This window comes from Sphingomonas sp. JC676, assembly GCF_014489075.1.
Taxonomy (GTDB): domain Bacteria; phylum Pseudomonadota; class Alphaproteobacteria; order Sphingomonadales; family Sphingomonadaceae; genus Sphingomonas.
Genome location: NZ_JACTGR010000001.1, coordinates 206,593 through 232,130, shown reverse-complemented (window position 1 = coordinate 232,130; position 25,538 = coordinate 206,593). Strand labels below are relative to the sequence as shown.

Here is a 25,538-nt window from a genome sequence, read left to right as displayed (position 1 = left end):
CCGGGGCACCGGTTAGCCTCGCGACATAACAGTTGGAGGGAAGCATGATGGGATGGAAGCTCGGCGCGGCGCTGGTTGCGCTCGCCACGACCGCAACTGCGCAAAACGCGCCGGATCCGCGCCGTCCCCAGCCGACCTTCGACAGCGTCGCGCCCGCGCTGCCCAAGCTGCGCCATCCGGCGGTGCTGATCTTCAGCAAGACCAACAGCTATCGACACGACAGCATCCCCGACGCGGTGAAGGCGGTCTCGACGCTGGCGCGCAAGCGGAGCTGGAGCGTCTTCGCGACCGAGAATGCCGCGGTGTTCAACCCGCAGCAGCTCGCCCGCTTCGATCTGATCGTCTTCGCCAGCGCGACCGGGGACCCGTTCACGCCGGCGCAGCGCGACGCCTTTCAGGACTATATCGCCAGCGGCCGCGGGTTCGTCGGGCTGCACGGCGCGGGCGACGGCAGCCATCCCGACTGGTACCAGCACCTGCTCGGCTATGGAGGCTATACCGGCCACCCCGGCGGTGCCGACCAGTTCCAGACCAGCGACATTATCGTGCTCGACCGCACCCACCCCGCCACGCGCAAGCTACCCCCGCGCTGGCGCTGGACCGAAGAATATTACGCCTATTCCGAACCCCTGCGCGCCGACACGCACGTCCTCGCGCGACTCGACGAGACCGGCATGCGGCTCGAGCCCCGCCACACCATGGGGGACAAGCACGCGCTGATCTGGTGGCGCTGCGAAGGCCGCGCGCGCATCTTCTACTCAGCGCTGGGCCACAAGCCTCAGGCCTATTCAGACCCGCAGCATCTGAAGCTGATCGATGGCGCCATCGCCTGGGCGGCGCGGAAGGAAGGCCGCGGCTGCGGTTGATCGTCTGTCGGCTGGTCGGGGTGGAGGCGTGACCTGAAAGCGTTGCCCCCGCTCTCGTCTCCTCCACCCCGCCCCTCACCTCTTGGGGTGAGGAATTACCTTGTCAGCCCTCCAGCGTCCGCATCAACGTGCGCACCGCGCCGTCGATCTCGCTGTCCTTGCCGCGCAGATCCTCGATCCGCTTGACCGCGTGGATCACGGTCGAATGGTCGCGATTGCCGAACTTGCGGCCGATCTCGGGCAGCGAGCGCGTGGTCAGGCGCTTGGCGAGGTACATCGCGATCTGACGCGGCCGCGCGATCGCCACCGCGCGGCGCTCCGAGATCAGGTCGATCTGCTTGACCTCGAAATGGGTCGAGACCGCGCGCTGGATCTCGTCGATCGTGATGCGGCGCTGGCTGTTGCGCAGCACTTCGCCCAGCACGGTGGTCGCGAAGTCGATCGTGATCGTCTCGTTCGAGAGATTGGCATAAGCGAGCAGGCGATTGAGCGCGCCTTCGAGCTCCCGGACGTTCGAGGTGATTCGCGCCGCCAGCAGGTCCGCGACTTCGTCGGGCATCGCGACCGCCGGCATGTCGTCGAGCTTGCGCACGATGATCGCGCGGCGAAGCTCGAGCTCGGCAGGCTTGATGTCCGCCACCAGCCCCGAAGCGAGGCGCCCGGCCAGGCGAGTCTCGAAGCCCTCGAGCGCCTGGGGAGCGCGATCGGCGGCGATCACCAGCCGCTTACCGGCACCCATGAACTCGTTGACCGTGTGGAAGAACTCTTCCTGCGTCGCGTCCTTGCCGCCGATGAACTGCAGATCGTCGATCATCAGCAGATCGACCGAGCGCAGCCGCGTCTTGAACGCGTGGGTATCCTTGTTGCGCAGCGCTTGGACGAACTCGAACATGAAGCGCTCGCCGGTCGAATAGATCGCGGTGGCTTCTGGATTCGCCTCAAGGAACGCGTGGCCAATCGCGTGCATCAGGTGCGTCTTGCCCTGCCCGGTGCCCGCATGGAGGTAGAGCGGGTTGAAGCGCGGGCTGCCCGGCTCGGCGACCGTCATCGCCGCGTTGAACGCGACTCGGTTGCTCGCATCAACGACGAATCGATCGAAGGTGAAGCGCGGATCGAAACTGGGACGCTCGGCGGGCGCGGCGTGATTCGCGATCGGGGGCGGATCGACCCTGAGCACCGCCGGTGCCTCGGTCAGCGTCTCGATCGAAACGGTGCGGACGGCGGGCAGCACGGCACGGAACTCGAGCAGCAGGCGCTCGGCATAGTGATTCTTCACCCACTGCGTCATGAACGCAGACGGCAGGCCCAGGCGGACGGCGCTCGTATCGCTTTCCTCGATGAGGACGACAGGCTTCAGCCACTGATCGAACAGGCGCTGGCCCGCAGAGCGGCGCAGATTGCCCCGCACATGCGTCCATGCCTTTGTGACTGCCTCCATATCATCCCGCTCCAAGGCTTTTGCTTGAGTCACAACGACGCACCCCTCCCTCGCGGGAAGCGCATTCCTCCCGCGCGCTCATTCGTTCCGACCTGAGGCTCCATGCAGCCGGACATTGCCCCCGGGCTGGCGATCGAGCTTCGCTAAACCCGGCAAACGAACGTGGCCGGGGGAGTTGTTTTAGGAACCGAAATCCGAGTCGATCAAGTCCTCGGCATGTAAAGATTCTGAAATAGTTTAGTTGACACGCCACAACCCCCGGAATTCCGCCATTTGCGGATTTCACCCCTTAGAAATCAATCGCTTAACGTCCCAAAGCGGATCGAATCGACGCGACTCGTTGAGTTTCCGCGTGTTGCAGGATTCGCGAAGGTGTCTTTGTTCGAGAACGTTTCGCGCACGCGAAAAACCCCGCCGGAGTGTACCGACGGGGCAATCGTTACGGAAAAGTGACGATTATGCGAGAGTTGCGAGACGCTTTGTCAGGCGCGAAAACTTGCGCGAGGCGGTGTTCTTGTGGAGCACGCCCTTAGCCACGCCGCGCGCCATTTCCGGCTGCATCGCAGCCAGTGCGGCGGTCGCTGCGACCTTGTCGCCGGCTTCGAGCGCCGACTCGGCCTTCTTCACGAAGGTGCGAATGCGGCTGACGCGCGCACCGTTGATCTCGGCCCGGCGGTCGTTGCGACGGATGCGCTTCTTCGCTTGCGGCGTATTCGCCATTACGTCTCGTTCCTAGCTCTAATGTAGAAGGGCGCGGGACCACCGCCCACGCCCGGAAAGACGGGCCCCTTACCGCCTGATGCGAGTCGGGTCAACCTTCAGCGCTGGCACTTCGGGCACCAGAAGGTCGATCGGCCGCTGTCCACCCGCCGCTCCACCGTGCCCCCGCACGCGCAGGGTTCGCCTTCGCGGCCATAGACGCGCCATTGCTTGGCGAAATATCCGAGTTCGCCCGAGGGTCGGGCATAGTCCCTGAGCGTCGATCCCCCTGCCTCGATCGCGGCGGCCAGCACTTCGCGAATCGCCGTGACAAGCTTTTCGAGCCGCGGCCTGGTGATCGTGCCCGCCGGGCGCGTGGGCGCTATCCCCGCGAGGTACAGCGCCTCGCAGACATAGATATTGCCGAGGCCCGCCACGACTCGCTGGTCGAGCAGCAGCGCCTTTACCGGCGCGATTCGGTCCTCGAAGACAGCCTTCAGATGTGCGGCGGTGAAATCGGGGCCGAGCGGCTCGGGACCGAGCGCGGCGAAGGCGGGCCAAGCGTCCAGCGAATCGGTCGGCACTAGATCGAGCGAGCCGAATCGCCGCGGGTCGTTGAGCGCGAGGCGGTGCTTCGCCGTCTCGATCACGAAATGGTCGTGCTTGCCCAGCTCCTCGGGATCGATTCGCCAGCGGCCGGACATGCCGAGATGGAAGACCAAAGTGTCGCCGCGATCGGTATCGATCAGACCGTATTTGGCGCGGCGTCCCAGGCTCGTCACTCGCGCGCCGGTCAGCCGCTGGCCGAGATCCTGTGGGAAAGGCCGGCGCAGATCGCCGCGCCGGAGCGTCACCCGCTCGATCACCGCGCCCTCAAGGACGGGTTCGAGCCCGCGCACGGTCGTCTCGACTTCGGGAAGCTCTGGCATGGCAACCCCCTAGCCCCGCCTTCCCTGCCCCGCTAGAGCGCGGTCATGCCCGACACCGTTTCCTTCGGCTATCAGGACGTAGCCCCCGAGGAAAAGACCCGCCGCGTCGGCGAGGTCTTCTCCAGCGTCGCCTCCAAATACGACCTGATGAACGACGCCATGTCCGGCGGTCTGCATCGCCTGTGGAAGGACCATTTCGTCCGCAAGGTGAAGCCGCGCGCAGGCGAGCATATCCTCGACATGGCCGGCGGCACCGGCGATATCGCCTTCCGGATGGAGCCCTCGGGCGCGACGGTCACCGTGGCCGACATCAATCCGGAGATGCTGGCGGTCGGCGTCGAGCGCGCCGCCCAGCGCGGTATCGATTCGATGGTCTGGACCGAGGCCAATGCAGAGGCGCTGCAATTCCCCGACAGGTTCTTCGATGCCTATACGATCGCGTTCGGCATCCGGAACGTCACCGACATTCCCCGCGCGCTGCGCGAGGCCCACCGCGTGCTCAAGCGCGGCGGACGCTTCTTCGTGCTCGAATTCTCGACCACGCAGTGGCCGGGCTTCGCCGAGGTTTATGACGCCTATTCGCACCATATGGTGCCCAAGCTCGGCCAGCTCCTCGCCCAGGATGCCGAAAGCTACCGCTATCTGATCGAGTCGATCCGCCGCTTCCCCGACATGCCGAGCTTCGAGCGGATGATCGGCGAAGCCGGTTTCGTGCAGACCAGGGTCGAGCCGCTGCTCGGCGGGCTGGTGGCGATCCATAGCGGCTGGAAGATCTGAGCCGCCGGTGACCGCGCCTCCCGTCCATCTTTACCGCCTGCTCAAATGGGGCCGCATCCTCGCGCGCCACGGCGCCCTCACGGGCATCGAGCGCGATCCCAATACGCCGAAGCCGGTGCGCCGCCTTGCGCGCATCGCCCGCTTCGGCGCGCGCGTGCCCACCGTGCCGCGCTATGCCGACGCCTTTCAGGCGATCGGCCCCGCCGCGATCAAGCTCGGCCAGACGCTCGCCACGCGCCCCGATCTGGTCGGCGAAGTGGCGGCACGGGACCTGCTCCGTCTCCAGGACGCGTTGCCCCCCGTCCCCTTCGCGGTGATCCGCGAGCGGATCGAGTCCAGCCATGGCAAGCCGCTCGAGGCGATGTTTGCCGAAGTCGAGGAAAAGCCGATCGGGGCCGCCTCGATCGCACAGGTCCACCGCGCGGTGACCACGGAGGGCAAGCGCGTCGCGGTGAAGGTGTTGCGGCCAGGCATCGAAGCCGAGTTCGCCAAGGCGATCGATACCTATGAATGGGCCGCCGCCCAGGTCGAGGGCATGGGCGGCGAGGCCGCGCGGCTCCGGCCCCGGCTGATCATCGAGACCTTCAAGCGCTGGACTGCGCGCGAGCTCGATCTGCGCCGCGAAGCTGCCTCGGCCTCCGAACTCGCCGAGGGGATGACCGCCGAGCCCGATTTCGTCGTGCCGAGCATCGACTGGCAGCGGACCACGGGCAAGGTACTGACGCTCGAATGGGTCGACGGCATCAAGCTTTCGGACGTCGATGCGCTGGTCGCTGCCGGGCACGACACCACCGCGCTTGCCGGCAAGCTGATCCGCGCGTTCCTGCGCCAGGCGATCGCCGAGGGCTTCTTCCACGCCGACATGCACCAGGGGAATCTTTTCGCGCTCCCCGACGGCCGCATCGCCGCGATCGATTTCGGGATCATGGGGCGAATCGATCGGCGCGCCCGAGTCTGGCTCGCCGAGATTCTCTACGGCCTGATCACCGGCAATTATAAGCGCGTCGCCGAGATCCATTTCGAGGCGGGCTATGTTCCCGCGCACCACAATGTCGCCGAGTTCGCCACTGCCTTGCGCGCGGTCGGCGAGCCGATGCGCGGGCTGCCGGTAAAGGACATGTCGGTCGGCGCGATGCTCGACGGGCTGTTCAACATCACCCGCGATTTCGACATGCAGACCCAGCCGCATCTGCTGCTGCTGCAGAAGACGATGGTGATGGTCGAGGGCGTCGCGCGCACGCTCGATCCCGATATCAACCTGTGGGAGACCTCGGCGCCATTCGTGCGCGAATGGATCCGCACCGAACTGGGCCCGGAGGCGGCCGTCGCCGATCGCCTGGTCACCGATTTCCGCACGCTGATGCGGCTGCCCGAGCTGATCCGCAACATCGAGCTGCGCTATCCCGCCCCAGGCGGCGCTCCGCCCTCACCCCCGCTCAGGGAAATCCAGGTCGTCCGCGTCGGCGGCGGCTGGCGTTACGCCGCGGTAGCGATCATCGCGGCGGTGGTGGGTGTGGGGGCGACCCTGTTGCTGACATGACGCAGCGTCGCACCTTCTGGACCGGTGCGCCGAGCCGCTTCGCCGGCCTTGGCCGCAACAAGGCCCGTTTGGCGCTGCTCGCGCTGATCCTGATCCTCGCTGCGTGCCTGACCGCGCTCGGCGTGCCGCAAAGCCCCACCGGCGCCTCCGCCAGCGGAGCGGCGCAGGAGATGACCGATCTTTCGCTGTACGAGCGCATCTCGGCCGGGATGAAGGGCGGCGACAATTACTATGTCTCGGCCGCCACCGCGCTGCGCGCGGGGCATTATCCGCTGCGGCCCTTCCTCACCTTCCGCCTGCCGGCGCTTTCGGTGATCCAGGCCGCGCTTCCTTTGTGGGCGACGCTGGCGATGCTGTTCGCGCTGGTACTCGCCACCGCCATCGCCTGGGGCGCACGGCTGGGCATGGCCCTGCCCCGCATGCTGCCGCGCATCGCGGTGCTGCTGCTGATGCTCGGCTCGCTGATCGCCTTTCTCCAGCCCGAGCTTTCCGCGTTCCACGAGATATGGGCTGGGCTGCTCGTCGCGCTCTCGCTGGCGCTGCGCCGGCCTGGCCGTTGGATCGAGGCGGTCGCGATCGGGCTAGCTGCGATGCTGATCCGTGAGACGGCGTTGCTTTACGTCGTTGTGATGGCGCTGTTCGCCTGGTTCGAGGGCCAGCGGCGCGAGGCGCTGGGCTGGGGCGTGGCGATCCTGATCTTCGCCGTGGTGCTGGGCTTGCATGCCCATGCCGTCGCCGGGGTCACCGGCCCGCTCGACGCCAGGTCGCCCGGCTGGTTCGGCCTCAACGGCTTCGGCTTCTTCGTCAGCTCGCTCGCCACCGCGACCGCGCTTCAGATCCTGCCGCTCTGGCTGGCGGCTTTGCTGGTCGGCCTGCTGCTGTTCGGCTGGGCGAGCTGGAACGACCCGCTGGGCCTGCGTATGTTCGCGCTCCTGGCCGCCTATGCCGTGGCGATCGGGGTGTTCGCGCGGCTCGACACCTTCTACTGGGCGCTGATGATCGCGCCGGTATCGCTGGTGGGGCTGGTCTTCGTGCCCGATGCGCTGCGCGACCTGTTCGTCCGCGCGCTCGATCTCGACAGGCCGCGCATCACGGTTACAAGGGTGACGCGATGAAACGCATCCTGCTCATCGTCGGCGGCGGCATTGCTGCCTACAAGGCCTGCGAACTGGTCCGCCTGTGCCGCAAGGCGGGCATCGGCGTGAAATGCGTGCTGACCGAGGGCGGCCAGCATTTCGTGACGCCGATGACCCTCGCCGCGCTTTCCGAGAGCCAGGTCTACACCACCTTGTGGGACCTGAAGGACGAGACCGAGATGGGTCATATCCAGCTCAGCCGCGAGGCCGATCTGGTCGTGGTCGCCCCCGCCACCGCCGATCTAATGGCCAAGATGGCCGCCGGCATCGCCGACGATCTCGCGACCACCCTGTTGCTAGCGACCGACAAGCCTGTCCTCGCTGCTCCGGCGATGAACGTCCGCATGTGGCAGCATGCCGCCACCCGCCGCAACGTCGCGACGCTGCGCACCGACGGCGTGACCGTGCTAGAGCCCGACGAGGGCCCGATGGCGTGCGGTGAATATGGCCCGGGCCGCCTGCCCGAGCCCGATGCGATCCTCGCGGCTATCCAAAATGCGTTGGAAACCGGGGGACGACTGAAGGGCAAGCATGTGCTCGTCACCGCCGGTCCCACGCACGAGCCGATCGACCCAGTGCGCTACATCGCCAACCGCTCGTCGGGCCGCCAGGGCTTCGCCATCGCCGAGGCACTGGCCCGACTCGGCGCTAAGGTGACTTTGGTGAGCGGACCCGTCGCGCTCGCCACCCCGGCCGGGGTTACCCGCGTCGATGTCGAGACCGCGCAGGAGATGGCGAATGCCGTCGCTTCCGCGCTCCCCGCCGATGCCGCGGTGATGGTCGCCGCAGTCGGCGATTGGCGTGCCGATGCCGCGCCGCAGAAGATCAAGAAGGGCGCAGCGCCGCCCAACCTCCAGCTTTCCGAGAATCCCGACATCCTCGCGTTGCTCGCCAAAAGCCCGCATCGCCCCAAGCTGGTGATCGGCTTCGCCGCCGAGACCGAGCAGGTGATCGAACACGCCACCGCGAAGCGCGCTCGCAAGGGCGCCGACTGGATTGTCGCCAACGATGTTTCGGGCGATGTAATGGGGGGTGATGCCAATACCGTCCATCTGGTCACCGCCCAGGGCGTCGAGCATTGGGAGCGCCTGCCCAAGAGCGAAGTCGCGCGCCGCCTCGCGGATCGGATCGCCGATGCGCTCTAGCCTTGTCTTGTTGCCGCTGCTGCTGGCCGGATGCACCACTGCAACCATGCAGAGCCCGGCGCTCGCGCCGGTGCCGACGGGTCTCTACACCGAGACGTTCGGTCCGGCCTCCGGTCCGGCGGTGAAGACGCTGATCGTCGTCGTGCATGCCGACGACCAGCCGAGCCACTACGCCTTCGCCGCGGCGGTCGCGAAAGCGGTGCCCGAGAGCGCGGCCGTTGCGGTACTGCGACCCGGCTATGCCGATCAGACTGGCCATAGCTCGCCCGGCGACCGCGGCACCGGCCATGGCGACAATTACACCGCCGACCGCATCACCGCGGTGGGCGACGCGATCGTGAACCTGCACGCGCGCTATCCCAATGCCCGCACCATCCTGGTCGGCGATGCCGGCGGCGCTGCGATCGCGGCCAATCTGGCGGGCACCCGGCCGAACCTGCTCGACGGCATCGTCCTCGTCTCCTGCCCCTGCACCCTCCCCGAATGGCGCGCGCGGATGCAGAAGCAGGATCCAGCCTGGGGCAGCGCCGTCACCAGCCTCGATCCGCTGAAGACCTCGGGCGGCGTCCTTCCCACGATCCGCGCCGCCGTGCTGGTCGGTGCCGACGACGCGGTGACGCCGATCCCCTTCTCGCGTGCCTATGCCGAAGCGCTGACGCTGCGCGGCATCGCGACCGATTACCGCATCGTACCTGGCAAGGGACATGCGCTGCTCGACGACCCCGAAGTGCTCGCCGCGACCACCCGGCTGGCCGCAGAACTCGCAAAGAAAAGCTGAGATGTTCCCACCCATTCGTATCGCGCTTCAGCGCCTGCCCCACGGCGCCGACCTTCCGCTTCCCGCCTATGCCACCGATGGCGCCGCCGGAATGGATGTGGTCGCGGCCGAGGACCTGGTGCTCGCGCCGGGCGCGCGCCATGCGGTCGCCACCGGCTTCGCCATGGCGATTCCGCACGGCTTCGAAGTCCAGGTGCGGCCGCGCTCGGGCTTGGCGCTCAAGCACGGCATCACCTGCCTCAACACCCCCGGCACGATCGACAGCGACTATCGCGGCGAAGTGAAGGTGATCTTGGCCAATCTTGGTGACGCGCCCTTTACCGTTACGCGCGGAGATCGGATCGCACAGCTCGTGCCCGCGCCCGTCCAGCGCGCGGAGCTCGAGGAGATCGGGTCGCTCGGTGAAACAGCACGCGGAAGCGGGGGCTTCGGATCGACGGGTACATGATTGGGGGATTTGCCTTGGCGATGGCGGTGCAGACAGCACCGATCGATTGGGACGGTCTGGCGCCCTTCCCCTATCGCGCGCCGCCGATCGTGACCGCGGAAATGCAGGCCTTCGTCCAGCGCGAGGTGGCGACGCACAAATGTTCGGTCACGCCTGCCGGCACACAATCGATGACGGTCGACGTGGCGGTCCTGGTCGATGCGAATGACGGCATCCGCGTCACCGTGCCCCGCGCGATCCAGTGCCCGACGGTCGAGCAATATGCCGCGGCCCTTGTCGCCGGCTTCGCGCGCAACAATCTCCTGCCTCGCACCGCGGGGAGCGAGCAATGGTACAAGACCAGCCTGACCTTCACCTGGAAATGACGCTCTCCGACGCGGAGCTCGACCGCTATGCCCGCCACATCGTGCTGCGCGAGATCGGCGGTGGCGGGCAGGCACGGCTGCTGGCCAGCCACGTCCTGCTGATCGGTGCCGGCGGCATCGGCTCGCCCGCGATCCAGTATCTGGCGGCGGCGGGCGTCGGAAAGATTACCGCGATCGACGACGACGAGGTCGCGCTTTCCAATCTCCAGCGCCAGACGCTGTATGGCAGCGGCGAAGTGGGCGCGCCCAAGGTGGCGGCGGCGGCCAAGGCCGTTGCCCGGCTCAACCCGGGCGTACGCTTCACCGGCATCCGGGAACGCATCGGCGCGGCAAATGCCGACAGGTTGCTCGGCACGGCGCGTCCCGATGTGATCCTCGACGGCTCGGACAATTTCGCCACGCGGCTGGCCGTCGCCGATGCTGCGTACAGGCTGCGCATCCCGCTCGTCTCCGCCGCGGTGGCCGAATTCGAGGGCCAGCTCGGCGTCTTCCGCGGCTGGGAAGCGGACAAGCCCTGTTACCGCTGCTTCGTCGGCCATGATCCCGAGCGCGCGGAGGTGAGCTGCGCCGAACAGGGCGTGCTCGGCGCACTGACCGGCGTCATGGGCAGCCTCGCCGCACTAGAGGCGATCCGTTGCTGCGCGCCGTTCGGCGAAGACAGTGCGGGCAAGCTGCTGCTGGTCGATGCGCTGGCGCTGCGTTTCCGCACACTCGCCTTGCCCAAAGATTCGGGCTGCACGGCTTGTAGCTGACTGGACTTGGCGCCGGCCTTCTTTCAGTAGGGCACCCATGACTGACAGCAGCCCTCGCGTCCTCGTTACCGGTTCGGCCGGATTCATCGGTTTCCACACCTCGAGCAAGCTGCTCCAGCAGGGCGCCACCGTGATGGGCGTCGACAATTTCTCGAACTATTACGACGTGGCGCTCAAGGAAGCGCGCAACGACATTCTGTCGAACCACGCCAATTTCTCGGTCGAGCGCGTGTCGATCGAGGACATGGACGCGTTCGGCGAGGCCTGGCGTGCATTCAAGCCGGACGTGGTGATCCACCTCGCCGCCCAGGCGGGCGTGCGCTACAGCATTGATGCCCCGGCCAGCTATATCGGCGCCAACGTGATCGGCACGTTCAACCTGCTCGAACTGGCGCGGCATAACCCGGTCAAACACCTGCTCGTCGCCTCGACCAGCTCGGTCTATGGCGCGAACACCGACATGCCGTTCGGCGAGATGCAGCGGACCGCGACTCCCTTGAGCCTCTATGCCGCCACCAAGGGCGCGACCGAGCTGATGGCGCATAGCTACAGCCACCTGTTCAAGACGCCGATGACCTTTTTCCGCTTCTTCACCGTCTACGGTCCGTGGGGCCGACCCGACATGGCGCTGTTCAAGTTCACCAAGGCGATCCTCGCGGGGGAGCCGATCGACGTCTACAACAACGGCAATATGGTCCGCGATTTCACCTATATCGACGACCTCGCCGAATCGATCGTGCGGCTGACCCGGGCGGTGCCCGGCGATACCCCGGTCGAAGGCGACAGCCTCTCGCCCGTCGCCCCCTTTCGTATCGTCAATATCGGCGCTGGCACCCCGACACCGCTGATGGACTATATCGGCGCGGCTGAGAAAGCCTTGGGCAAACAGGCGATCAAGAACTTCCTGCCGATGCAGCAGGGCGATGTGCCCGCCACCGCCGCCTCGGCCGAGCTGCTCGAGCGCCTCACCGGCTACAAGCCGCACACCGCCCCAAGCGAAGGCGTGCCGAAATTCATCGAATGGTATCTGGACCATTATCGAAACTGAAATTCCCGCTGCCGCGTGTGGGAGCCCTTAGGCTTCCGACGAGCGGGGACAGATGACTATCGAATGGTCGGCCCATGGGCTGAAGCTTCAGGCGATCACCTTCTTCTAGAACCCGTCCTGGCAGCGGGTTATCGGGGGTTGCCATGCGGAGGTCACACGATTGGAAGCGTTGGCACCGCAGTCATTGGGACTGAGGCGTATCCTATGGTGGCAACTGGCCGCTCTCAGGCCTGAAGATTCAAACAGGTGCGCCCGTAGTGGCGCTAATTCAGCTTACACTTCCGCGATCGCGGCTTTATGTATTTGCGCGTGGCCGGGAGATCGTACTCGTTAAATCCATTGCTAACCTCAAGGTCTTGGGCGAGTTTTTTAAATTGCTACACCCATGGTTGCCGTTGAGGAGCCTCGTATGAATTTATCCGACAAAGCCAAATTAGCACTAAAGATATTTCCGCTCGTGCCAGCGGCCCAACTGCATAAAGAGAAACTTCTCCCAAGTCGCATTAGACCGATGCTCGCAGAGGTTCAGCTTACCGAGAATTGTAATTCTAGATGCATGACCTGCGACTATTGGAAAGATCATTATCCGCAATCCATCTCGTTTGAAAGGGCGACCCGCTTGCTTAGCGAGTTCAATGAACTTGGAATTCGCAGCCTAAGGTTTGCTGGAGGGGAGCCCCTCATAAGAAAGGACTTTTGGAATATATTGGATTCCTGCAGACCAGAATGGTTCAGTAGAATAGTTCTTGCAACAAATGGACTTCTTCTCGGTAAGAATATTGATGAACTCAACAATTCCATCGTTACTCACGTCACCATTTCGATAGATGGATTTAAGGATGTTAATGATTACATTCGCGGTGTTCCCGGGTATTTTGACAGAGCCGTTGATGCTATAAGCAGAGTAACACGGAAAAAGAGAATTGTTGCAACTATTACTAACAAATTGATTCCTAGCCTGGCGGATTTCATCGATTATTGTCGGGGTTTGGGTGCTGAATTTGACTTCAATATTATTGGTGAAGAACTAAAATTCAATTCCTCTGCGGCTGAAATGCGAAATGTCAGACAATTAATACCCAACCCCGCGGAGATGGAGCATGCTTTTTCGATACTAGAGGAAAAGTCAGTTGGAAATATTGCCTTGATACGAAACGCCAGGAAATATTATTTTACCAAAACGTTCGATTACGAGCATTGCATGCTCGGATTCACGAGTATTAAGATTGATTCTGGTGGAAATGTTAGAACAGGATGTCACTCGTTCGATCCAGTCGCAAATATTAACAGTACAAGTTTATCAGATATACTTGGATCAAAAGAATATAGAGATGATGCAATAAAAATGTTTCGCTTCGATTGCCCAGGCTGCAGTTGCGGTTATTCAATATCTGCGGCAATAAATCATCCACTTGCCTTGTTTCGATATTCCGTCAACCGTATCTCTCAAAGCTAGTCCGCCATGGGACTTTGAGTGCAGCACGCTATCGAAGTCCTGGGATCTACCCGATCTCCATGATTGTGCATCTCGCACTCGTTGACGATCTGTAGTTCATCGGCGCCACAAACTTGGCAGCCAAGCCCTGCCTCCGGCCGATTTCCGATCTGAAAGCAGTGTAAGCACCGACGCTCCGACAGTGGTTCGTGGCGCGGTGAACCTTTGCCGCCGCCGCCGGCACTCATCCTTCAGGAGGAGAAAGATGCGATGCAGCTTTGACGACATCGACAGCGTTGCAGGCGCTGCTGAGAGAGTCCTCACGCTGATTGCATGTCCCCCTCCCTCGAAACGCCTTCAGTTTGCGGAACGGCGCGCCAAGACAACAGGAGACCCTGCATGAGCACTCCCTCTTTGCTGCCCATTCTGGATGTGGAGCGGCGGTTTCGAGATGCGGAGCGGGTCGGGCGGCCCGAGTGGCTCTGGTTCGAGGTTCCTGAGCAGCGCTGGGCCGAAGCGGCGGCATCGATCGAAGGCGTATTACGGGAAGTGCTTGCCGGCGGCCGTAGCGAGTGCAGGCTGATCGACGACCCGGTGGCGCTCAGTATCGCCTGCTATACCTCTGGCACGGGTCCGCTGCTGGGTTCGTGGATCGAACAGGGCAAGCTCGTCACCACACCATCGAACGAGGAAGTCCTCCGCATTCACCTCGCGCATAATCGCGTACGAATGGCGCGGTTGACTGAACGCGCGCGGGAGGCAGCCGAGATGCTGTCCAGAGGAGGGGTAACCCCCATCGTGATGAAGGGGATGTGCACCGCGCATACTTATTTCGACGAACCGGGACAGCGCATCTCGGCCGACATCGATTTGCTGATTCCGCCGGGCAAACTGGCCGACGCCCAAGCAATTCTCGCTGACCTAGGATATGAACCGCAACTTGGCGGCTTCGGTCAGCGGACCTGGAAAATGCCGGACGTTGCCGCCATCCCCGTCACGCTGACTTATGTTCATCGCGACGACCCCTGGTCGATTGACCTTCATGATCGCGCCAAGCGCAAGTTCGCCGGCGGGGCACTTATGGCCGATCTCGACTTGCTCGTTGCCACGACGTCGCTCGAACCGTGGAAGGTCTCAGCAACTGCTGTTGTTTTTTCGCCGCCGCTTCTGCTCGCGCACCTTCTGGTACACGCGAGTTCCTATTTCGATAGCCTGACGCTGCAACGCCAATACGAAATCTGCTTAGTAATCAAACGAGATGAGGACGTTGCGGAGTTCAATTGGCCCGCCTTCACTGCTCTATGCGATCGAACACGCCTTTGGACTTTTATGTATCCTGCGATGCTTTGCGCGCAACGCCTGTCGCCCGGCATTATCCCGGAGCCAATCCTACAGCGGGCCCGAAATGCGGCTCCCCCCGGCGTACGAAACCTGATTGATGTTCACAGCGCCGCCTCGGCGCATCGTGTCGGTCGATGGTCGTGGGCCGAAAAATTCATGTGGGCAGATGGTATTTTTCCCCGCGCAAGACAGTTCTTCGATGATCTGCGGTTCCAGGATCATATGAGCCTCGCCGAAATCTCGAGGCGAGCACTGCTGAGGATCAATCGCCAGATCGCTTTACTACAATCCAAATTCAGGGCGCCGCAGGAAGCAAGTGTCGAAACCTTGCGGGACGATGCCGGATCGTAGTCTAACGTTGATATGCAATAGACGGGGGTTACGCGACGGAAACATGGGCTACCGCCAGGCCACTCACGCCACTACTGCGGAGTGGTGCAGAAGTAAAAGGCTGTGACCCTGCGAGTTCGAAGCAGTGGCTATCGCACGCACCATAGGCCCTCTGGTTCAGTTAGCCCGCCCAGGGCTAGCGGGTCAGCACCAGTTGTGCGGCGTTCAGCGACAACTCGAAGAGTTATTGCCGACCCTCCAACACTTCGATCCTCTCCAGCGCACTTTTCAACGCTGCGACCAGGATCGGAAGCAACTTGCCAGGTGTGGCTTCGAGACGATCCGGATTGCTGTCGTTCACTAATTCCAGCCATTCGGCATTGTGTGTGGCCTGGGCCTCAAGCAAGTCCTGGGCGATAAACCCGATATCACCGCCCTCTCGCTTCACGGGCGTACGCAGATCCCATTCCCAGCGAGCCGGAGCGAGCGATTTGACAAATTCGGCAGCGAACTTGCCATCGATATAATCGACATTGCTCTTATCTCTTCGATCGGAAAGGGCCGTAATTGCCGTTACCGCAGCCCGTATCGATTTAACGCTGGTATTCCCCAGCACAATTTGATCATCCGCCGTACACGCGGCACCATATCCGATTGCGGTAACATTGGTATATTTGGTGGCGCTTTTGAAATTGTTGGCTCCGCTGCCAATACTGACATTGTTGGCGCCGATTAGGTTTACCCCTGCTTCTGAGCCGACCGTAGTGGAATTCGCAGAAGCAATCGCGCCGAAACCGACCGCGCTCCCGGCTGGTCCGGTTGCCTTGGCATTGCCACCTAGTGCCGTACTGCGGATTTCATTGGCGGAAGCGTCTCCACCCAACGCGACGGAGTGTTCCTCAGCGGCAAGGGCCCTGAAGCCAACCGCAGTCGCGGCGGTGGTTATAGCGGTTCCACCGCTATTGGGATCGGAACCGCAGCGCGCCTGACAGCCGACAGCAGTGGTATTATTGCCGTATCCCTTGCTTTCAGAACCGACACAGGTGGAAAAACTGTAGGAAAACGTGGTCGGACCCGGCGTGTACGGCCCGGCAATGGCGCCTAGATATGTGTTTGCAGTGCCGCCGTCGTTCTGCAGGCCAGCCTGCGAGCCAAACGCGGAATTATAATTTCCGCGGCTATTATAATAACCCGCACGGGAACCGAAGGACGAATTATCGCTCCCCGTTTGGTTGTACATGCTCGCCCAGAAACCAACCCCCGTATTGTTGCTTCCAACAGAGTTTCGCCCGAAAGTCTTATACCCCCAGCCAGTATTCTGAGTACCTTTAGTATTGTAACGAAATGCAGAATAGCCGCCAGCGGTGTTGCGATCCGATTGATTATATTCGAGCGCGAAAGTGCCAATCGCAGTATTTTCTTGGCCGTCTATATTTGTGGAAAGCGCGCGCGAACCGAGCGCCACGTTCCAGGCCGCTTCATTGGAGAGTAGGGCACTGGTCAGTCGGTCGCCGATAGCGATGTTCCCTGACATGAACCTCCCGAACTTTATTCCGAAAATGGAATCGAAGTCTTTCTTGTCCGCAGAAATGCCGAAGAAGTCGTAAGGTGCCTCGCGCTGGATCTTTATGACGAGAATACTGCCGATCGATCCGGCCCATTTGGTATCTGAGCGAAGTTCGAAAGGGACTGTTCCATCCGTCGTATAGGAGAACATGGCGAACTGATAGGTGTTGGGTCCCACGGATACGACGCTGCTATCACCGGCAGTGAAGACCGGTTTGTCTTTAAGGAAGAAAGAGATCCCTCCTGCCGTGGTGGTATTCAATGTTACGGATATCAAATAGGTAGTGTACGCGTGGACAGCGACGAGACATTTAGCGCTCGCGATGCTCCCTTCAGCATGTGAAATGCCGGGATTTTTCGATACGAAATTGGAGAGTTCCCAGCCGGTGGAGCGACTGCCCGTGAACTCACTGTTTGCGACGATGTTTTCGTCCCCGACCACCGCATGGTCAAAGGCGTGGACATTACCGCGAGCGGGCCCAAATGGTTGTGCGCCTATAAGATGGACTCCGGCGGTGACTTCCAAAGCCCCTCCATCCGTCAGCGCGGCAGCTGCATTCGTGAAGGCGGCCTTGTCCTGGGTGCGGCCATCGCCGACTGCGCCGTAATCCCTAACCGACGAGACGTCCTGCAATTTCGCGCCGATTGTGCGCGCGACGGCGCTATCGCTGACCTGTGAGAAGGACGTTTCACCCGATGCGGAAACCGATACCGGATCCAGGTCCATCCCCGGTATTGCGACACCGGCGCTCGTCTTGGCCACGAAGCGATAGATAATGGCCGGATCCAGGAACACCGGAGGGAGGATACCCTCGGCATCCGCTCGGACCGGGTTGTCATGCGCCGTGGCCAAAGCAGCATCTCGATAGATTGGGGCAGGCTCTGAGCTTCCCGTGACGTAGGCGTAGAGTCGCGCGCCCGGATAGATCGTGCCGTCAGGACCTTGAGCCCGCGCCTGCGGCAGCGAAAGCAGGTTTGCCGTTCTCTTCTCCACACCCAAGGACAGCGCCATGTTGGCGACTGGCGCTCCGGAAAGGGCAGCCAGCAGGGTTCGGCGGGTTGCCTGGAAGGGGTTGGACAATGGAGTCTCCATCAGGTGCTTGAACCTAACGTTCTAACTTGCTCCAGAGAAACCCGGCATGAAAAGACGGCCGAACGTGCCGAAAGACGGAGGAGCTAGAGGCCCTCGCGCGATGTACTCGAAGATGCCCTCGCGAACCTATCAACCAGCCTGAGCGGTGGGTCACGATTTCAGTCCGAAGCGCGGTTCCCGACCGTTTTAGAATGCGCAAGGATTCAAGCCAGTCGAGTTACTTCGGCCGAACTGTCTTGCGCGTCTGCGCCGCGGCAGCCTCAAAGGGTGAAGTCGCGTTCGCCTGAGGATCGTAATCGCGATCGATGCGGTTACGGATCCGCGACTGCACGCGATTTTGGATTCGGCTCGAGATGCGCGCCATCGGCGCGATGCCCTCAGTCTCATAGCTGGTCTGCCGCTGTCCGACCTCGCCAACCGTTGATTCCGCTACACGCCCAGGTTGTGATGGACCAGTCTGAGACTGCGGAACCGAAGCCGGCCGCGCGAACCCGGGCACAGCTGCCACCAGGCATCCGACGATGACAATAGGCCGATACGTCATCCCGTCGTCTCCAATTCGCCGAGCACCATTACCGCACCCGCACTAGCTCGACGCGGTCGATCCGACCGGACAGCCCGGATACGGCGTCGGAGGGTTGTGCTACAAGCGTTAATGTCTGCAACGGGCAGCCCGAAGGTACGTTGAACGTTGTCGAGAAATTACCGCCGGCCTCGCTCGAATTCGGCAGCGCGAACCGCGCCAGCGGCTGTTGGTCCTTACATGTCAGGGCCCAATAGGGCCGCGCAGCTTGCGTCTGATCGATGCCGTCGCTGTGTCCGCTTAGACGATAGGTGCCGGGCGCCAACAATTGGGCCTGACGCAGCATCGTGCCCCCGACGCCGGAGGGTGCCGCGAAATCGAACATGCCATCCTGAATGGAGGCGGTGACGCCTCCGTCATCCATCGCTACCCAATCGAGCAATGTCGGCACCGCCAAGCTTGCAGTGAAGCGGGGATCGCGCGATCGCTGGCGATCGGTTCCCGGCCGTATCGATGCGTAGTAGGCCCAGGCTTCGTCATAGTAGCCCTTGGCGACCAGCGCATCGACCGTGCTTGCGCGCGACCTTTCCGGCACGGCGACGCCCGCCCGGTGCAAGCTCAGGAAAAAGGCTGCCGTCGTGCGCGGGTCGGGCGCGTTTCCGGGGACGAAGTTGAGAAAATGTTCGCCCCATTGCGGCTTGCGGGCAAGCGTACGGATCAGCTCGGTGCGGATCGCCGGGTCCTCGCTGGCCGAAGCCAGGACGGGAAACAGCAGTTCCCCCATTTCCGGGCTCGTCCGTAGCGTGACGTCGTACCATCTGAGCGCCGCGGGAATGTCACCTTGCGCGACCGAATCTTCGACAGACCAGAGCTGCGTACGGAGGTCGCGGCGCGAAAGCTTCTGCGCATAGGCAAAGAGGCGCCGCGCGCTCGCGGTGTTGCCGCGGACCTGCGTGTTCAGGCCCAGCGACGAGACCGCGATCACCGCCGTCGGATCCTGGCGGAGCGCGAGCCGCGCGAGCTGGTCTGCGCGCGCTCGATCGACCGCGCTCGCTTCAGGACCGGCGAAGGTGGCGGCATAGGCGGCCGTGATACGGCCGTCATAGGGCGCTAGCCGGTGCGCCAGCGCCGGGTTCGCCTTTGCCAGTACCTGGGCAAGCGAGAAGGTCACGCAATAATAGCCCAGCACCGCAACGATCGCGACAAGCACGATTCGCACGCCCCATTCGATGGGCGAACGATGCACCCACATACTCAACCGCGTGGTTGTGTGATTAGGTGTTGGTTTTGTCGTTTCGGCCATAGCCATAGCCATATTCGTAGCCGTAGCCATAATGGGCGCGGCGTGCTTCGAACTTGGTGAGGACGCCGCCGAAGATGCGCGCATTGGCGCTGGCGAGGCGGGCGAGCGCGGTCTTGACCATGCTTGAGCGGATGCCGTGGGATTCGACGGCGTAGACGACGCCTTCGACCCGGCTTGCGATCAGCGGCGCATCGGCGAGGCCCATCACAGGCGGTGAGTCGATCACGACATGGTCATAGGTTTCGAGCAGCCGCTCGATCAGCAGCGACAGGCGGTTGCCCGTGAGCAGCTCGGCGGCGTTGGGCGGGATCGGCCCTGCCGACATTGCCGTGAACCCGAAGTCCTTCATTTCGAAGGTCAGCGACGCGATCTCGTTGTCGCCGGTGAGGAAATTGCTCAACCCGCGATCATGGCTCACGCCGCCCAGATGGTGCACCGAGGGCGAGCGCATGTCGCCGTCGATCAGGATCACCTTGCGGTTTGCCCGCGTCAGCGTCGTCGCCAGCGCCAGCGCCGTCGTCGACTTGCCTTCCGCAGGCCGTGTCGACGTCACCGCCAGCGAGCGCGGCACGCCATGTTCGGTGGTGAAAGCGAGGTTGGTCTGCACCGCCAGATAAGCATCCACCAGCTCGGACTTGCGATCCAGCAATTCGCCCCGCGGCGTCTTGTCGCTCCCCACCTTGGGCACTGAGCCCAGTAGCGGAAGCCCGAGACGTCGTTCCACCTCACCCGGATCGGCGAACGCTTCGTCCATCTGCTCGAGCGCGAACGCCAGAAGCGCGCCCAGCCCGAGCCCCGCGAACAGCGCCACCGCCAGGTTGATCAGCAGCCTCGGGCTCGAGGGCTTTTGCGGCACGTCCGCGGCATCGACCACCGAGATGTTATTGATGCCCACCCCGCCTGCGACACCGATTTCCTTGAAGCGCTGCAGCAGCCCGTCATAGAGCGCACGGTTAGTATCCACTTCCTGCTGGAAGATATTGTACTGAATGCTGCGCCGGCGCGTGTCGAGAAAGCTTACCTTCAACTGATCGACCTTGGCCTGCAGCGCCTTCTCGCGCTCCTGCGCCTCGCGATATTCAGCCAATTGCGAACCCGTCACACGACCTTCCTCGCGCGTGATCGACCGGTCGAGCTGGTCGATTTGCGACTTGAGCACCTTGGCCGCAGGATATTCGGGTTCGAACTGCACCATTAGCCGCTGATAATCCGCCGCGAGTTCGGCCCGCTTCTGGCGCAGATTGTTGATCGCGATATTGCGAAGCGCCTCGGTCGATTCCCCCGCTCGCCCTGCCTGGCGATACTGGGCCTCGGCTTGAATGCGCTCGGTGGTCGCCTGCGCCAGCGCCGCATTGAGCGTAGCGAGATCGTCCGCCACGATCGAGCGCTCCGCCGTCGTCCCGGCACCGCCCGACTGCGCCGGCAAGTTGATGATCTGCTCCTGCGAGGCATAGCTCACCAACTGGCGCTGGGACTCGTCAAGCTTCTGCTTCTGCAGCACCAACTGGCGCTCAAGCAGGTTACGCCCATAAGCGGTCGCCTGCACCTTGCGCTCCAGATTGGTCTGGATGAAGTTCTCCGCCCAGGCATTGGCCACCTGCGCCGACAGCGTCGCATCCGGGCTGTTGAACCCGATGCTCACCAGCCGCGAGAACCGCATCGGATCGACCGACAGATTCTTCAGCAATATCTCGCCGGCAATGCGCTGCCGCTCATCCCGTCCCGCCGCCGGATAGCGCCCGTTGACCAGGCGGAATGCCATGCTCTCGCGCGTATATTTGAAGCGCTCGAAGAATTTCGGATCGTCGACCAGCCGCAGCTTGTTGGCAACACGCTCGGCCAGCGCCCGCGATCGCAGCAGGCCATATTGCGTCTGGTAGAACTCCTGATCGAACGCGGTCGCCTCGCGCTCCACCCCTTCGATTCCGGTCACCTTGCTCGATTCGCGCGCGATCTCCACCGTCGCCATCGCCGTATATTGCGGCGTCATCAGCAGCGTGACGACCAGCCCCAGCAGGAAGCACGACGCCACCGCACTCAGGATCACATAGCGCCAACGCACCGCGATCCGCAGATACTGACGAACCGCCGGCATACGCGCGGCCTCTTCCGGGCGCGGACCAAATGGTCCCGCACTGGGCGCATCAACGCGCCGCGGGGGGATTATCAAATTCATCTGGGCTCTCGAGCCTTATTGAAGGACTGCGATCAGCGGCGCCGCCAGCAATGGCGCCAGCGAAACCACGTCACGGAACAAGCGGCGCTCCGGCGAATCGCCCACCACTATCATATCGTTGGCATAAATCGGCGGATCGTCATACGCCCCCCGCCGAATCGCCGCGATGTTGTACAAACCTGCCATCTTGCGGCCCGAAACCGTCCGCAGGATCACCACATCCTCCTGCCGCGCAAACTCCGACAACCCCTTGGCCGACGCTATCGCACGCATCAACGTCATCTGGTTCGTCACCGGATACAGACCCGGCTCCACCACCTGACCGTCCACCGTCACCACCTGGCTGACCGAACTCTTGATGTTGACCGTCACCTCAGGATTACGAACGTAACGACCCCGCAACGCAGCTTCCACCGCCTCCCCAAGCTCGCTCGCCGTCTTGCCCCGCGCGTCCAACGTCCCCACCAACGGCATCGCTATCCGGCCACTCGCATCCACCTGCAACTCGCGGCTCAAATCCGGCACGTTGAACACATCCACCACAATCGTATCCAACGGTCCAATCAACGCCGGACGATCCCCTGCCGTCAAATCCTCCCGGCTCGGCGCCGGCATCACACCGTTCGTCTCCACCACACTCAACCGATCACTCGGCACCAACACCTCACGATGCACACAGGCCGATGCCATCATAACTATCAGAAGGATGCCATAAATTCTAAGCATTGAGCGGAACGGCTCTCGAATTTTTGAGGAGAAGCGGGGCTGAAGCGGGGCTATAGATGCTAGTTAGAACGCCGTAAAGGCGCGCCTTGCCGGCTCGCAAACGGCCCACTCAGCCAAACAGCGGCGACCACGAGCAGTGCCATTATGACCGGTGTCCGCGCAGGATAATCGAACGCGCTCGCCACCACGATCAACAACACCATGAGCGAGCCCAGCTTGGGAAGCATATCGCCCGATTTCGATCGCCATGCTCGGACGCTTGCCCAAAGCCACCAGATCATACCTGCGCCTAGCAGAAGCCCAGCGGCCAAGCCCCCGTCGAGCACCACCTCAAGAAGGTCGTCGTGAACGCGGTTGAAATAGGTTGGCTTCAGCAGGGCATCGGGCTCATGCATCTGAAAGAGCGTGTCAAACCCGCCAAATCCGGAGCCAAGAGGGAAATATTCCCGAATCATGGTTAGCACGGTCGGCAATGCGCGCTTGCGCATATCCCCTTCGACATCGAGCGCCAGCACTCGGCTGATCGACGAGGCGCGATTCTCTCCTACACTAAGGAGCACCAGCAACGCGATCAGGAGCAGAAAGCAGGCGACTAGTATAGGCGCGGCCCATCGCGAATATCCGCGTACAGCTGTCCGGGCGCTTCCCCAGACCACCGCGAGCCCGCCGAAGAGCGCGATCACACCGACAACCAAGCCTGCTCGCGACCCGCTTGCCAGTATCGTGAGCAGGAACAGCGGAATCGTCGCAAGGGCGGCAAAGGCTCGCCAATTTATACGCGACCTGCCGTCGAAGGCCCAGACAGGAGCGAGCAGACAGCCGAATGCCAGGAACAGTGCGAAGTGGTTTCGATTGGCAAAGGTGCCCGCCGCGAGCCCGTTGCCGTTGACGAAGGGGTTGCTGAACGAGAATCCCGCCATCTGCATTAATCCGAGCATCATAGTCGCGAACACCATGCCCATCAGAAGCATCACCAATCCGCCGTCCTCCGATCGGCGAGAACCTGCCATCAACAAATATGCCACGACCGGAACGACCAGCGCGTAGACGGCATTCAACGCGGATGAGGGAACAATCGCGATTGGCCGCCAGGATGTCGCTTGTGCTGCGTCCGCGGCCGGTCCGAAAACCTCTCGTCCTGGCAATTGGCCCCATATCGCGGGGGGAAGCGGAACTAGCTGCACTACGGCCAGTATCACCGCAGCCAGAAGAAGAAAGAATACCGGCCGCCCACGCCAAGCCTGTGGCATCGAGCCAAACAGCACGAGCGCACCTAGAAAAAGCCACGAGAAAGCGCGAACAAAAACCTGCCCCCAGGCGTCGCTGCGCGAAGCGCCACCTGCAACCCACAAGCAGATCAGAAAGAGCACCATAGCCACAAAAGCCGGGCTCGGGGCGAATCGTCTGTTGCCGAAATAGAAGGACATCGCCCGCCCTTTAGCCGGTCGCCAGTGGGAGCGAAACCCTGCTCGATCCGCCGCAAAACCCGAGCTGCGGTCGCCTCACCTGTCCGTCAAGACCGCTCAGCCGCAGATGGCCCCGTTAGCGCTTGTGGGCCGCGCTCGAAAACGAGATACCCCACGCGCCGATTGTTCGCGCAAATTCAAGCGGACACGCTGACGCTTTCCCGTCTGACGTTGCATGCGAGGCCGATCGCAACTAAGAGCGGCGCCTTCCGAAGGCGCGCTTTTTCGGCGCACATCAGTCATTTCCGACCTGCGGGTTGGGCAAGGGCAATTTCAGTGAGCGGTGTAAGACAGTTACGGCCGATTTTTTGGACGCGCCTGCGATTTCAGCTGCCTATAGGCATCCTTCTCGCCGCGGTGCTTCCCTACATTGTCCGCTACAATAGCCTATCGTCGACTCAAGACTCGGACGTGATCAACATCACATTCGTAGGATTGCTTTTCGCGATTGCGCTAGGGGCGTGGCTGATGCGCAATATCGCCATATATCCCGGATCAGAAGCACTTTCATCTACTTTACCATCGTTTGGCGTATCATTTACAATACTGATAATGGTCTTTATATTTGGTCGCATATCGTACAATCGTGTTACTCTGTTCTCCGGCTTCGCGATATCTTTCCTATGGTTTTTCGTCATGGCCGCGATCGCGCAACGCCGTCGTTTGCTACGCATTGGCTTGGTAGCGTTAGGGGACATGTCGTCGATCGAGGATCTTCCGAACACTTCCATGCGCTTGTTGCATTCGCCTGACGAGCCGATCAACGATTTGGACGCGATTGCCGTGGATTTGCGCATCGATCTTCCGAGCGAGTGGGACCGGCGACTGGCCGACTACGCCTTGGCGCGGGTACCCGTCTACCACATCAAACATCTCGCTGAATCGCTGACCGGGCGCGTCGAGTTGGAGCATTTGTCAGAAAACAGTTTCGGCTCGCTCGCTCCGCGATACGATTACATGATCGTCAAGATCATGATGGACTGGATCATCGCGCTGTTCGTCGGAATCGTGGCGCTGCCTGTCCTGGTCGGGGTTGGCCTATTAGTGCGTTTGAATTCGCCCGGTCCGGCGCTGTTCCGGCAAGTTCGCATGGGATATGAGGGCCGTCCGTTCACGATGTACAAGTTTCGCACGATGAGGGTCGCCGAGATTGCCCCCGGCGAAGAGCGCGTTTCCGCGATAACCCGGGACAGCGACGACCGCATCACCTCGATCGGTCGCTTTCTCCGGAAGACGCGCATCGACGAACTGCCGCAGGTGCTCAACATCCTGCGTGGCGAAATGAGCTGGATTGGCCCTCGCCCCGAAGCGCTAGCGTTGTCCCGCTGGTATGAAGACAAGATACCCTTCTACCGATACCGTCACGTGGTTCGTCCTGGGATCGCGGGCTGGGCACAAGTGTGCCAGGGCCACGTCGCCGAAGTCGATGAGGTCCGCAACAAGCTCCACTACGATTTCTACTACATCAAGCGCTATTCTCCGTGGATCGACCTGCTAATCGTGGTGCGAACCATGTGGACCGTCATCAGCGGACATGGTGCGCGCTGACCCGGCGCCTATGCATTAGGCCTATGCCTTAGATCATTCAACTTTCGACCAGCATCGGCGCAGTCCATGCGCCGGCTGCTTCCCCGACACCGCGCCACGGTCCGGGTTCC

At 62.3% G+C, this 25,538-nt stretch carries 21 protein-coding genes; 13 read left to right on the top strand and 8 right to left on the bottom strand.

From position 1 onward, the window contains the following. The first annotated feature begins 44 nt into the window (after nt 1–44). On the top strand, nt 45–866 hold the full coding sequence (locus IAG41_RS01080) for a ThuA domain-containing protein (RefSeq protein ID WP_187726743.1): 822 nt from the start codon (nt 45–47) through the stop codon (nt 864–866). Nucleotides 867–969: 103 nt separating this feature from the next. Here the strand turns inward: IAG41_RS01080 and dnaA are convergent, their stop codons facing one another. The 3 genes from dnaA to mutM all read right to left on the bottom strand — a co-directional run bounded on the left by dnaA (nt 970) and on the right by mutM (nt 3,932). Further along, a complete protein-coding gene (gene dnaA, locus IAG41_RS01075; RefSeq protein WP_222950451.1) occupies nt 970–2,304 on the bottom strand; it encodes a chromosomal replication initiator protein DnaA in 1,335 nt (444 codons plus the stop codon). Nucleotides 2,305–2,760: 456 nt separating this feature from the next. Then, complete coding sequence (rpsT, locus tag IAG41_RS01070) at nt 2,761–3,024, bottom strand: 30S ribosomal protein S20 (RefSeq protein WP_187726741.1); 264 nt, start codon at nt 3,022–3,024, stop codon at nt 2,761–2,763. Nucleotides 3,025–3,122: 98 nt separating this feature from the next. Then, the gene (gene mutM / locus IAG41_RS01065; RefSeq protein WP_187726740.1) at nt 3,123–3,932 is read right to left on the bottom strand and encodes a bifunctional DNA-formamidopyrimidine glycosylase/DNA-(apurinic or apyrimidinic site) lyase; all 810 of its coding nucleotides are present in this window, start codon (nt 3,930–3,932) and stop codon (nt 3,123–3,125) included. 45 nt (nt 3,933–3,977) lie between these two features. Between mutM and IAG41_RS01060 the strand changes: the two genes are divergently transcribed. The 11 genes from IAG41_RS01060 (at nt 3,978) to IAG41_RS01010 (ending at nt 15,048) form a co-directional block, all read left to right on the top strand. Continuing rightward, on the top strand, nt 3,978–4,709 hold the full coding sequence (locus IAG41_RS01060; protein ID WP_187726739.1) for a class I SAM-dependent methyltransferase: 732 nt from the start codon (nt 3,978–3,980) through the stop codon (nt 4,707–4,709). 7 nt (nt 4,710–4,716) lie between these two features. Further along, nucleotides 4,717–6,249 carry a 2-polyprenylphenol 6-hydroxylase gene (gene ubiB, locus IAG41_RS01055; RefSeq protein WP_187726738.1) on the top strand — a complete coding sequence of 511 codons (1,533 nt, stop codon included), beginning with the start codon at nt 4,717–4,719 and terminating at the stop codon, nt 6,247–6,249. Continuing rightward, the gene (locus IAG41_RS01050) at nt 6,246–7,364 is read left to right on the top strand and encodes a hypothetical protein (protein WP_187726737.1); all 1,119 of its coding nucleotides are present in this window, start codon (nt 6,246–6,248) and stop codon (nt 7,362–7,364) included. The genes ubiB and IAG41_RS01050 overlap by 4 nt, the downstream gene beginning before the upstream one ends. After that, nucleotides 7,361–8,530: a bifunctional phosphopantothenoylcysteine decarboxylase/phosphopantothenate--cysteine ligase CoaBC gene (coaBC, locus tag IAG41_RS01045; RefSeq protein ID WP_187726736.1), complete on the top strand. Its 1,170-nt coding sequence runs from the start codon at nt 7,361–7,363 to the stop codon at nt 8,528–8,530. The genes IAG41_RS01050 and coaBC overlap by 4 nt, the downstream gene beginning before the upstream one ends. Further along, complete coding sequence (locus IAG41_RS01040; RefSeq protein WP_262408414.1) at nt 8,520–9,308, top strand: alpha/beta hydrolase family protein; 789 nt, start codon at nt 8,520–8,522, stop codon at nt 9,306–9,308. Before coaBC ends, IAG41_RS01040 begins: the two co-directional genes overlap by 11 nt. A gap of 1 nt (nt 9,309) precedes the next feature. Then, nucleotides 9,310–9,756, top strand: a complete 447-nt coding sequence (gene dut, locus IAG41_RS01035; protein ID WP_187726735.1) for a dUTP diphosphatase — start codon at nt 9,310–9,312, stop codon at nt 9,754–9,756. 20 nt (nt 9,757–9,776) lie between these two features. Continuing rightward, a complete protein-coding gene (locus tag IAG41_RS01030) occupies nt 9,777–10,121 on the top strand; it encodes a hypothetical protein (RefSeq protein WP_262408485.1) in 345 nt (114 codons plus the stop codon). Next, nucleotides 10,118–10,873 carry a HesA/MoeB/ThiF family protein gene (locus tag IAG41_RS01025; protein ID WP_187727809.1) on the top strand — a complete coding sequence of 252 codons (756 nt, stop codon included), beginning with the start codon at nt 10,118–10,120 and terminating at the stop codon, nt 10,871–10,873. The genes IAG41_RS01030 and IAG41_RS01025 overlap by 4 nt, the downstream gene beginning before the upstream one ends. Nucleotides 10,874–10,910: 37 nt before the next feature. Further along, a complete protein-coding gene (locus tag IAG41_RS01020; RefSeq protein ID WP_187726733.1) occupies nt 10,911–11,921 on the top strand; it encodes an NAD-dependent epimerase/dehydratase family protein in 1,011 nt (336 codons plus the stop codon). A 409-nt stretch (nt 11,922–12,330) separates the two neighbouring features. Further along, the gene (locus IAG41_RS01015; RefSeq protein WP_187726732.1) at nt 12,331–13,377 is read left to right on the top strand and encodes a radical SAM protein; all 1,047 of its coding nucleotides are present in this window, start codon (nt 12,331–12,333) and stop codon (nt 13,375–13,377) included. Nucleotides 13,378–13,755: 378 nt separating this feature from the next. Continuing rightward, nucleotides 13,756–15,048: a nucleotidyltransferase family protein gene (locus IAG41_RS01010; RefSeq protein ID WP_187726731.1), complete on the top strand. Its 1,293-nt coding sequence runs from the start codon at nt 13,756–13,758 to the stop codon at nt 15,046–15,048. Nucleotides 15,049–15,271: 223 nt separating this feature from the next. Here the strand turns inward: IAG41_RS01010 and IAG41_RS01005 are convergent, their stop codons facing one another. The 5 genes from IAG41_RS01005 to IAG41_RS00985 form a co-directional block, all read right to left on the bottom strand. Next, nucleotides 15,272–17,674 carry a tail fiber domain-containing protein gene (locus IAG41_RS01005; RefSeq protein WP_187726730.1) on the bottom strand — a complete coding sequence of 801 codons (2,403 nt, stop codon included), beginning with the start codon at nt 17,672–17,674 and terminating at the stop codon, nt 15,272–15,274. 584 nt (nt 17,675–18,258) lie between these two features. Further along, nucleotides 18,259–19,455: a hypothetical protein gene (locus IAG41_RS01000; protein WP_187726729.1), complete on the bottom strand. Its 1,197-nt coding sequence runs from the start codon at nt 19,453–19,455 to the stop codon at nt 18,259–18,261. A 28-nt stretch (nt 19,456–19,483) separates the two neighbouring features. Beyond that, entirely contained in the window at nt 19,484–21,607 is a 2,124-nt protein-coding gene (locus IAG41_RS00995) for a GumC family protein (protein ID WP_262408412.1), read from the bottom strand. Between the two features lie 96 nt (nt 21,608–21,703). Continuing rightward, nucleotides 21,704–22,414 (bottom strand): polysaccharide biosynthesis/export family protein, encoded by a 711-nt coding sequence (locus IAG41_RS00990; protein ID WP_262408413.1) that lies wholly within the window; start codon nt 22,412–22,414, stop codon nt 21,704–21,706. A gap of 59 nt (nt 22,415–22,473) precedes the next feature. Next, nucleotides 22,474–23,841 (bottom strand): O-antigen ligase family protein, encoded by a 1,368-nt coding sequence (locus tag IAG41_RS00985; RefSeq protein WP_187726728.1) that lies wholly within the window; start codon nt 23,839–23,841, stop codon nt 22,474–22,476. 675 nt (nt 23,842–24,516) lie between these two features. Here IAG41_RS00985 and IAG41_RS00980 point away from each other — a divergent pair. Further along, nucleotides 24,517–25,428, top strand: a complete 912-nt coding sequence (locus IAG41_RS00980; protein WP_187726727.1) for a sugar transferase — start codon at nt 24,517–24,519, stop codon at nt 25,426–25,428. Nucleotides 25,429–25,538: the final 110 nt, after the last annotated feature.

Excerpts from the sequence above, each read along its gene's own strand:
- IAG41_RS01080 (WP_187726743.1), top strand. The coding sequence starts at position 45 with ATGATGGGATGGAAGCTCGGCGCGGCGCTGGTTGCGCTCGCCACGACC.
- dnaA (WP_222950451.1), bottom strand. The coding sequence starts at position 2,304 with ATGGAGGCAGTCACAAAGGCATGGACGCATGTGCGGGGCAATCTGCGC.
- rpsT (WP_187726741.1), bottom strand. The coding sequence starts at position 3,024 with ATGGCGAATACGCCGCAAGCGAAGAAGCGCATCCGTCGCAACGACCGC.
- mutM (WP_187726740.1), bottom strand. The coding sequence starts at position 3,932 with ATGCCAGAGCTTCCCGAAGTCGAGACGACCGTGCGCGGGCTCGAACCC.
- IAG41_RS01060 (WP_187726739.1), top strand. The coding sequence starts at position 3,978 with ATGCCCGACACCGTTTCCTTCGGCTATCAGGACGTAGCCCCCGAGGAA.
- IAG41_RS01050 (WP_187726737.1), top strand. The coding sequence starts at position 6,246 with ATGACGCAGCGTCGCACCTTCTGGACCGGTGCGCCGAGCCGCTTCGCC.
- coaBC (WP_187726736.1), top strand. The coding sequence starts at position 7,361 with ATGAAACGCATCCTGCTCATCGTCGGCGGCGGCATTGCTGCCTACAAG.
- IAG41_RS01040 (WP_262408414.1), top strand. The coding sequence starts at position 8,520 with ATGCGCTCTAGCCTTGTCTTGTTGCCGCTGCTGCTGGCCGGATGCACC.
- dut (WP_187726735.1), top strand. The coding sequence starts at position 9,310 with ATGTTCCCACCCATTCGTATCGCGCTTCAGCGCCTGCCCCACGGCGCC.
- IAG41_RS01030 (WP_262408485.1), top strand. The coding sequence starts at position 9,777 with ATGGCGGTGCAGACAGCACCGATCGATTGGGACGGTCTGGCGCCCTTC.
- IAG41_RS01025 (WP_187727809.1), top strand. The coding sequence starts at position 10,118 with ATGACGCTCTCCGACGCGGAGCTCGACCGCTATGCCCGCCACATCGTG.
- IAG41_RS01020 (WP_187726733.1), top strand. The coding sequence starts at position 10,911 with ATGACTGACAGCAGCCCTCGCGTCCTCGTTACCGGTTCGGCCGGATTC.
- IAG41_RS01015 (WP_187726732.1), top strand. The coding sequence starts at position 12,331 with ATGAATTTATCCGACAAAGCCAAATTAGCACTAAAGATATTTCCGCTC.
- IAG41_RS01010 (WP_187726731.1), top strand. The coding sequence starts at position 13,756 with ATGAGCACTCCCTCTTTGCTGCCCATTCTGGATGTGGAGCGGCGGTTT.
- IAG41_RS00995 (WP_262408412.1), bottom strand. The coding sequence starts at position 21,607 with ATGCCGGCGGTTCGTCAGTATCTGCGGATCGCGGTGCGTTGGCGCTAT.
- IAG41_RS00990 (WP_262408413.1), bottom strand. The coding sequence starts at position 22,414 with ATGCTTAGAATTTATGGCATCCTTCTGATAGTTATGATGGCATCGGCC.
- IAG41_RS00985 (WP_187726728.1), bottom strand. The coding sequence starts at position 23,841 with ATGTCCTTCTATTTCGGCAACAGACGATTCGCCCCGAGCCCGGCTTTT.
- IAG41_RS00980 (WP_187726727.1), top strand. The coding sequence starts at position 24,517 with ATGGCCGCGATCGCGCAACGCCGTCGTTTGCTACGCATTGGCTTGGTA.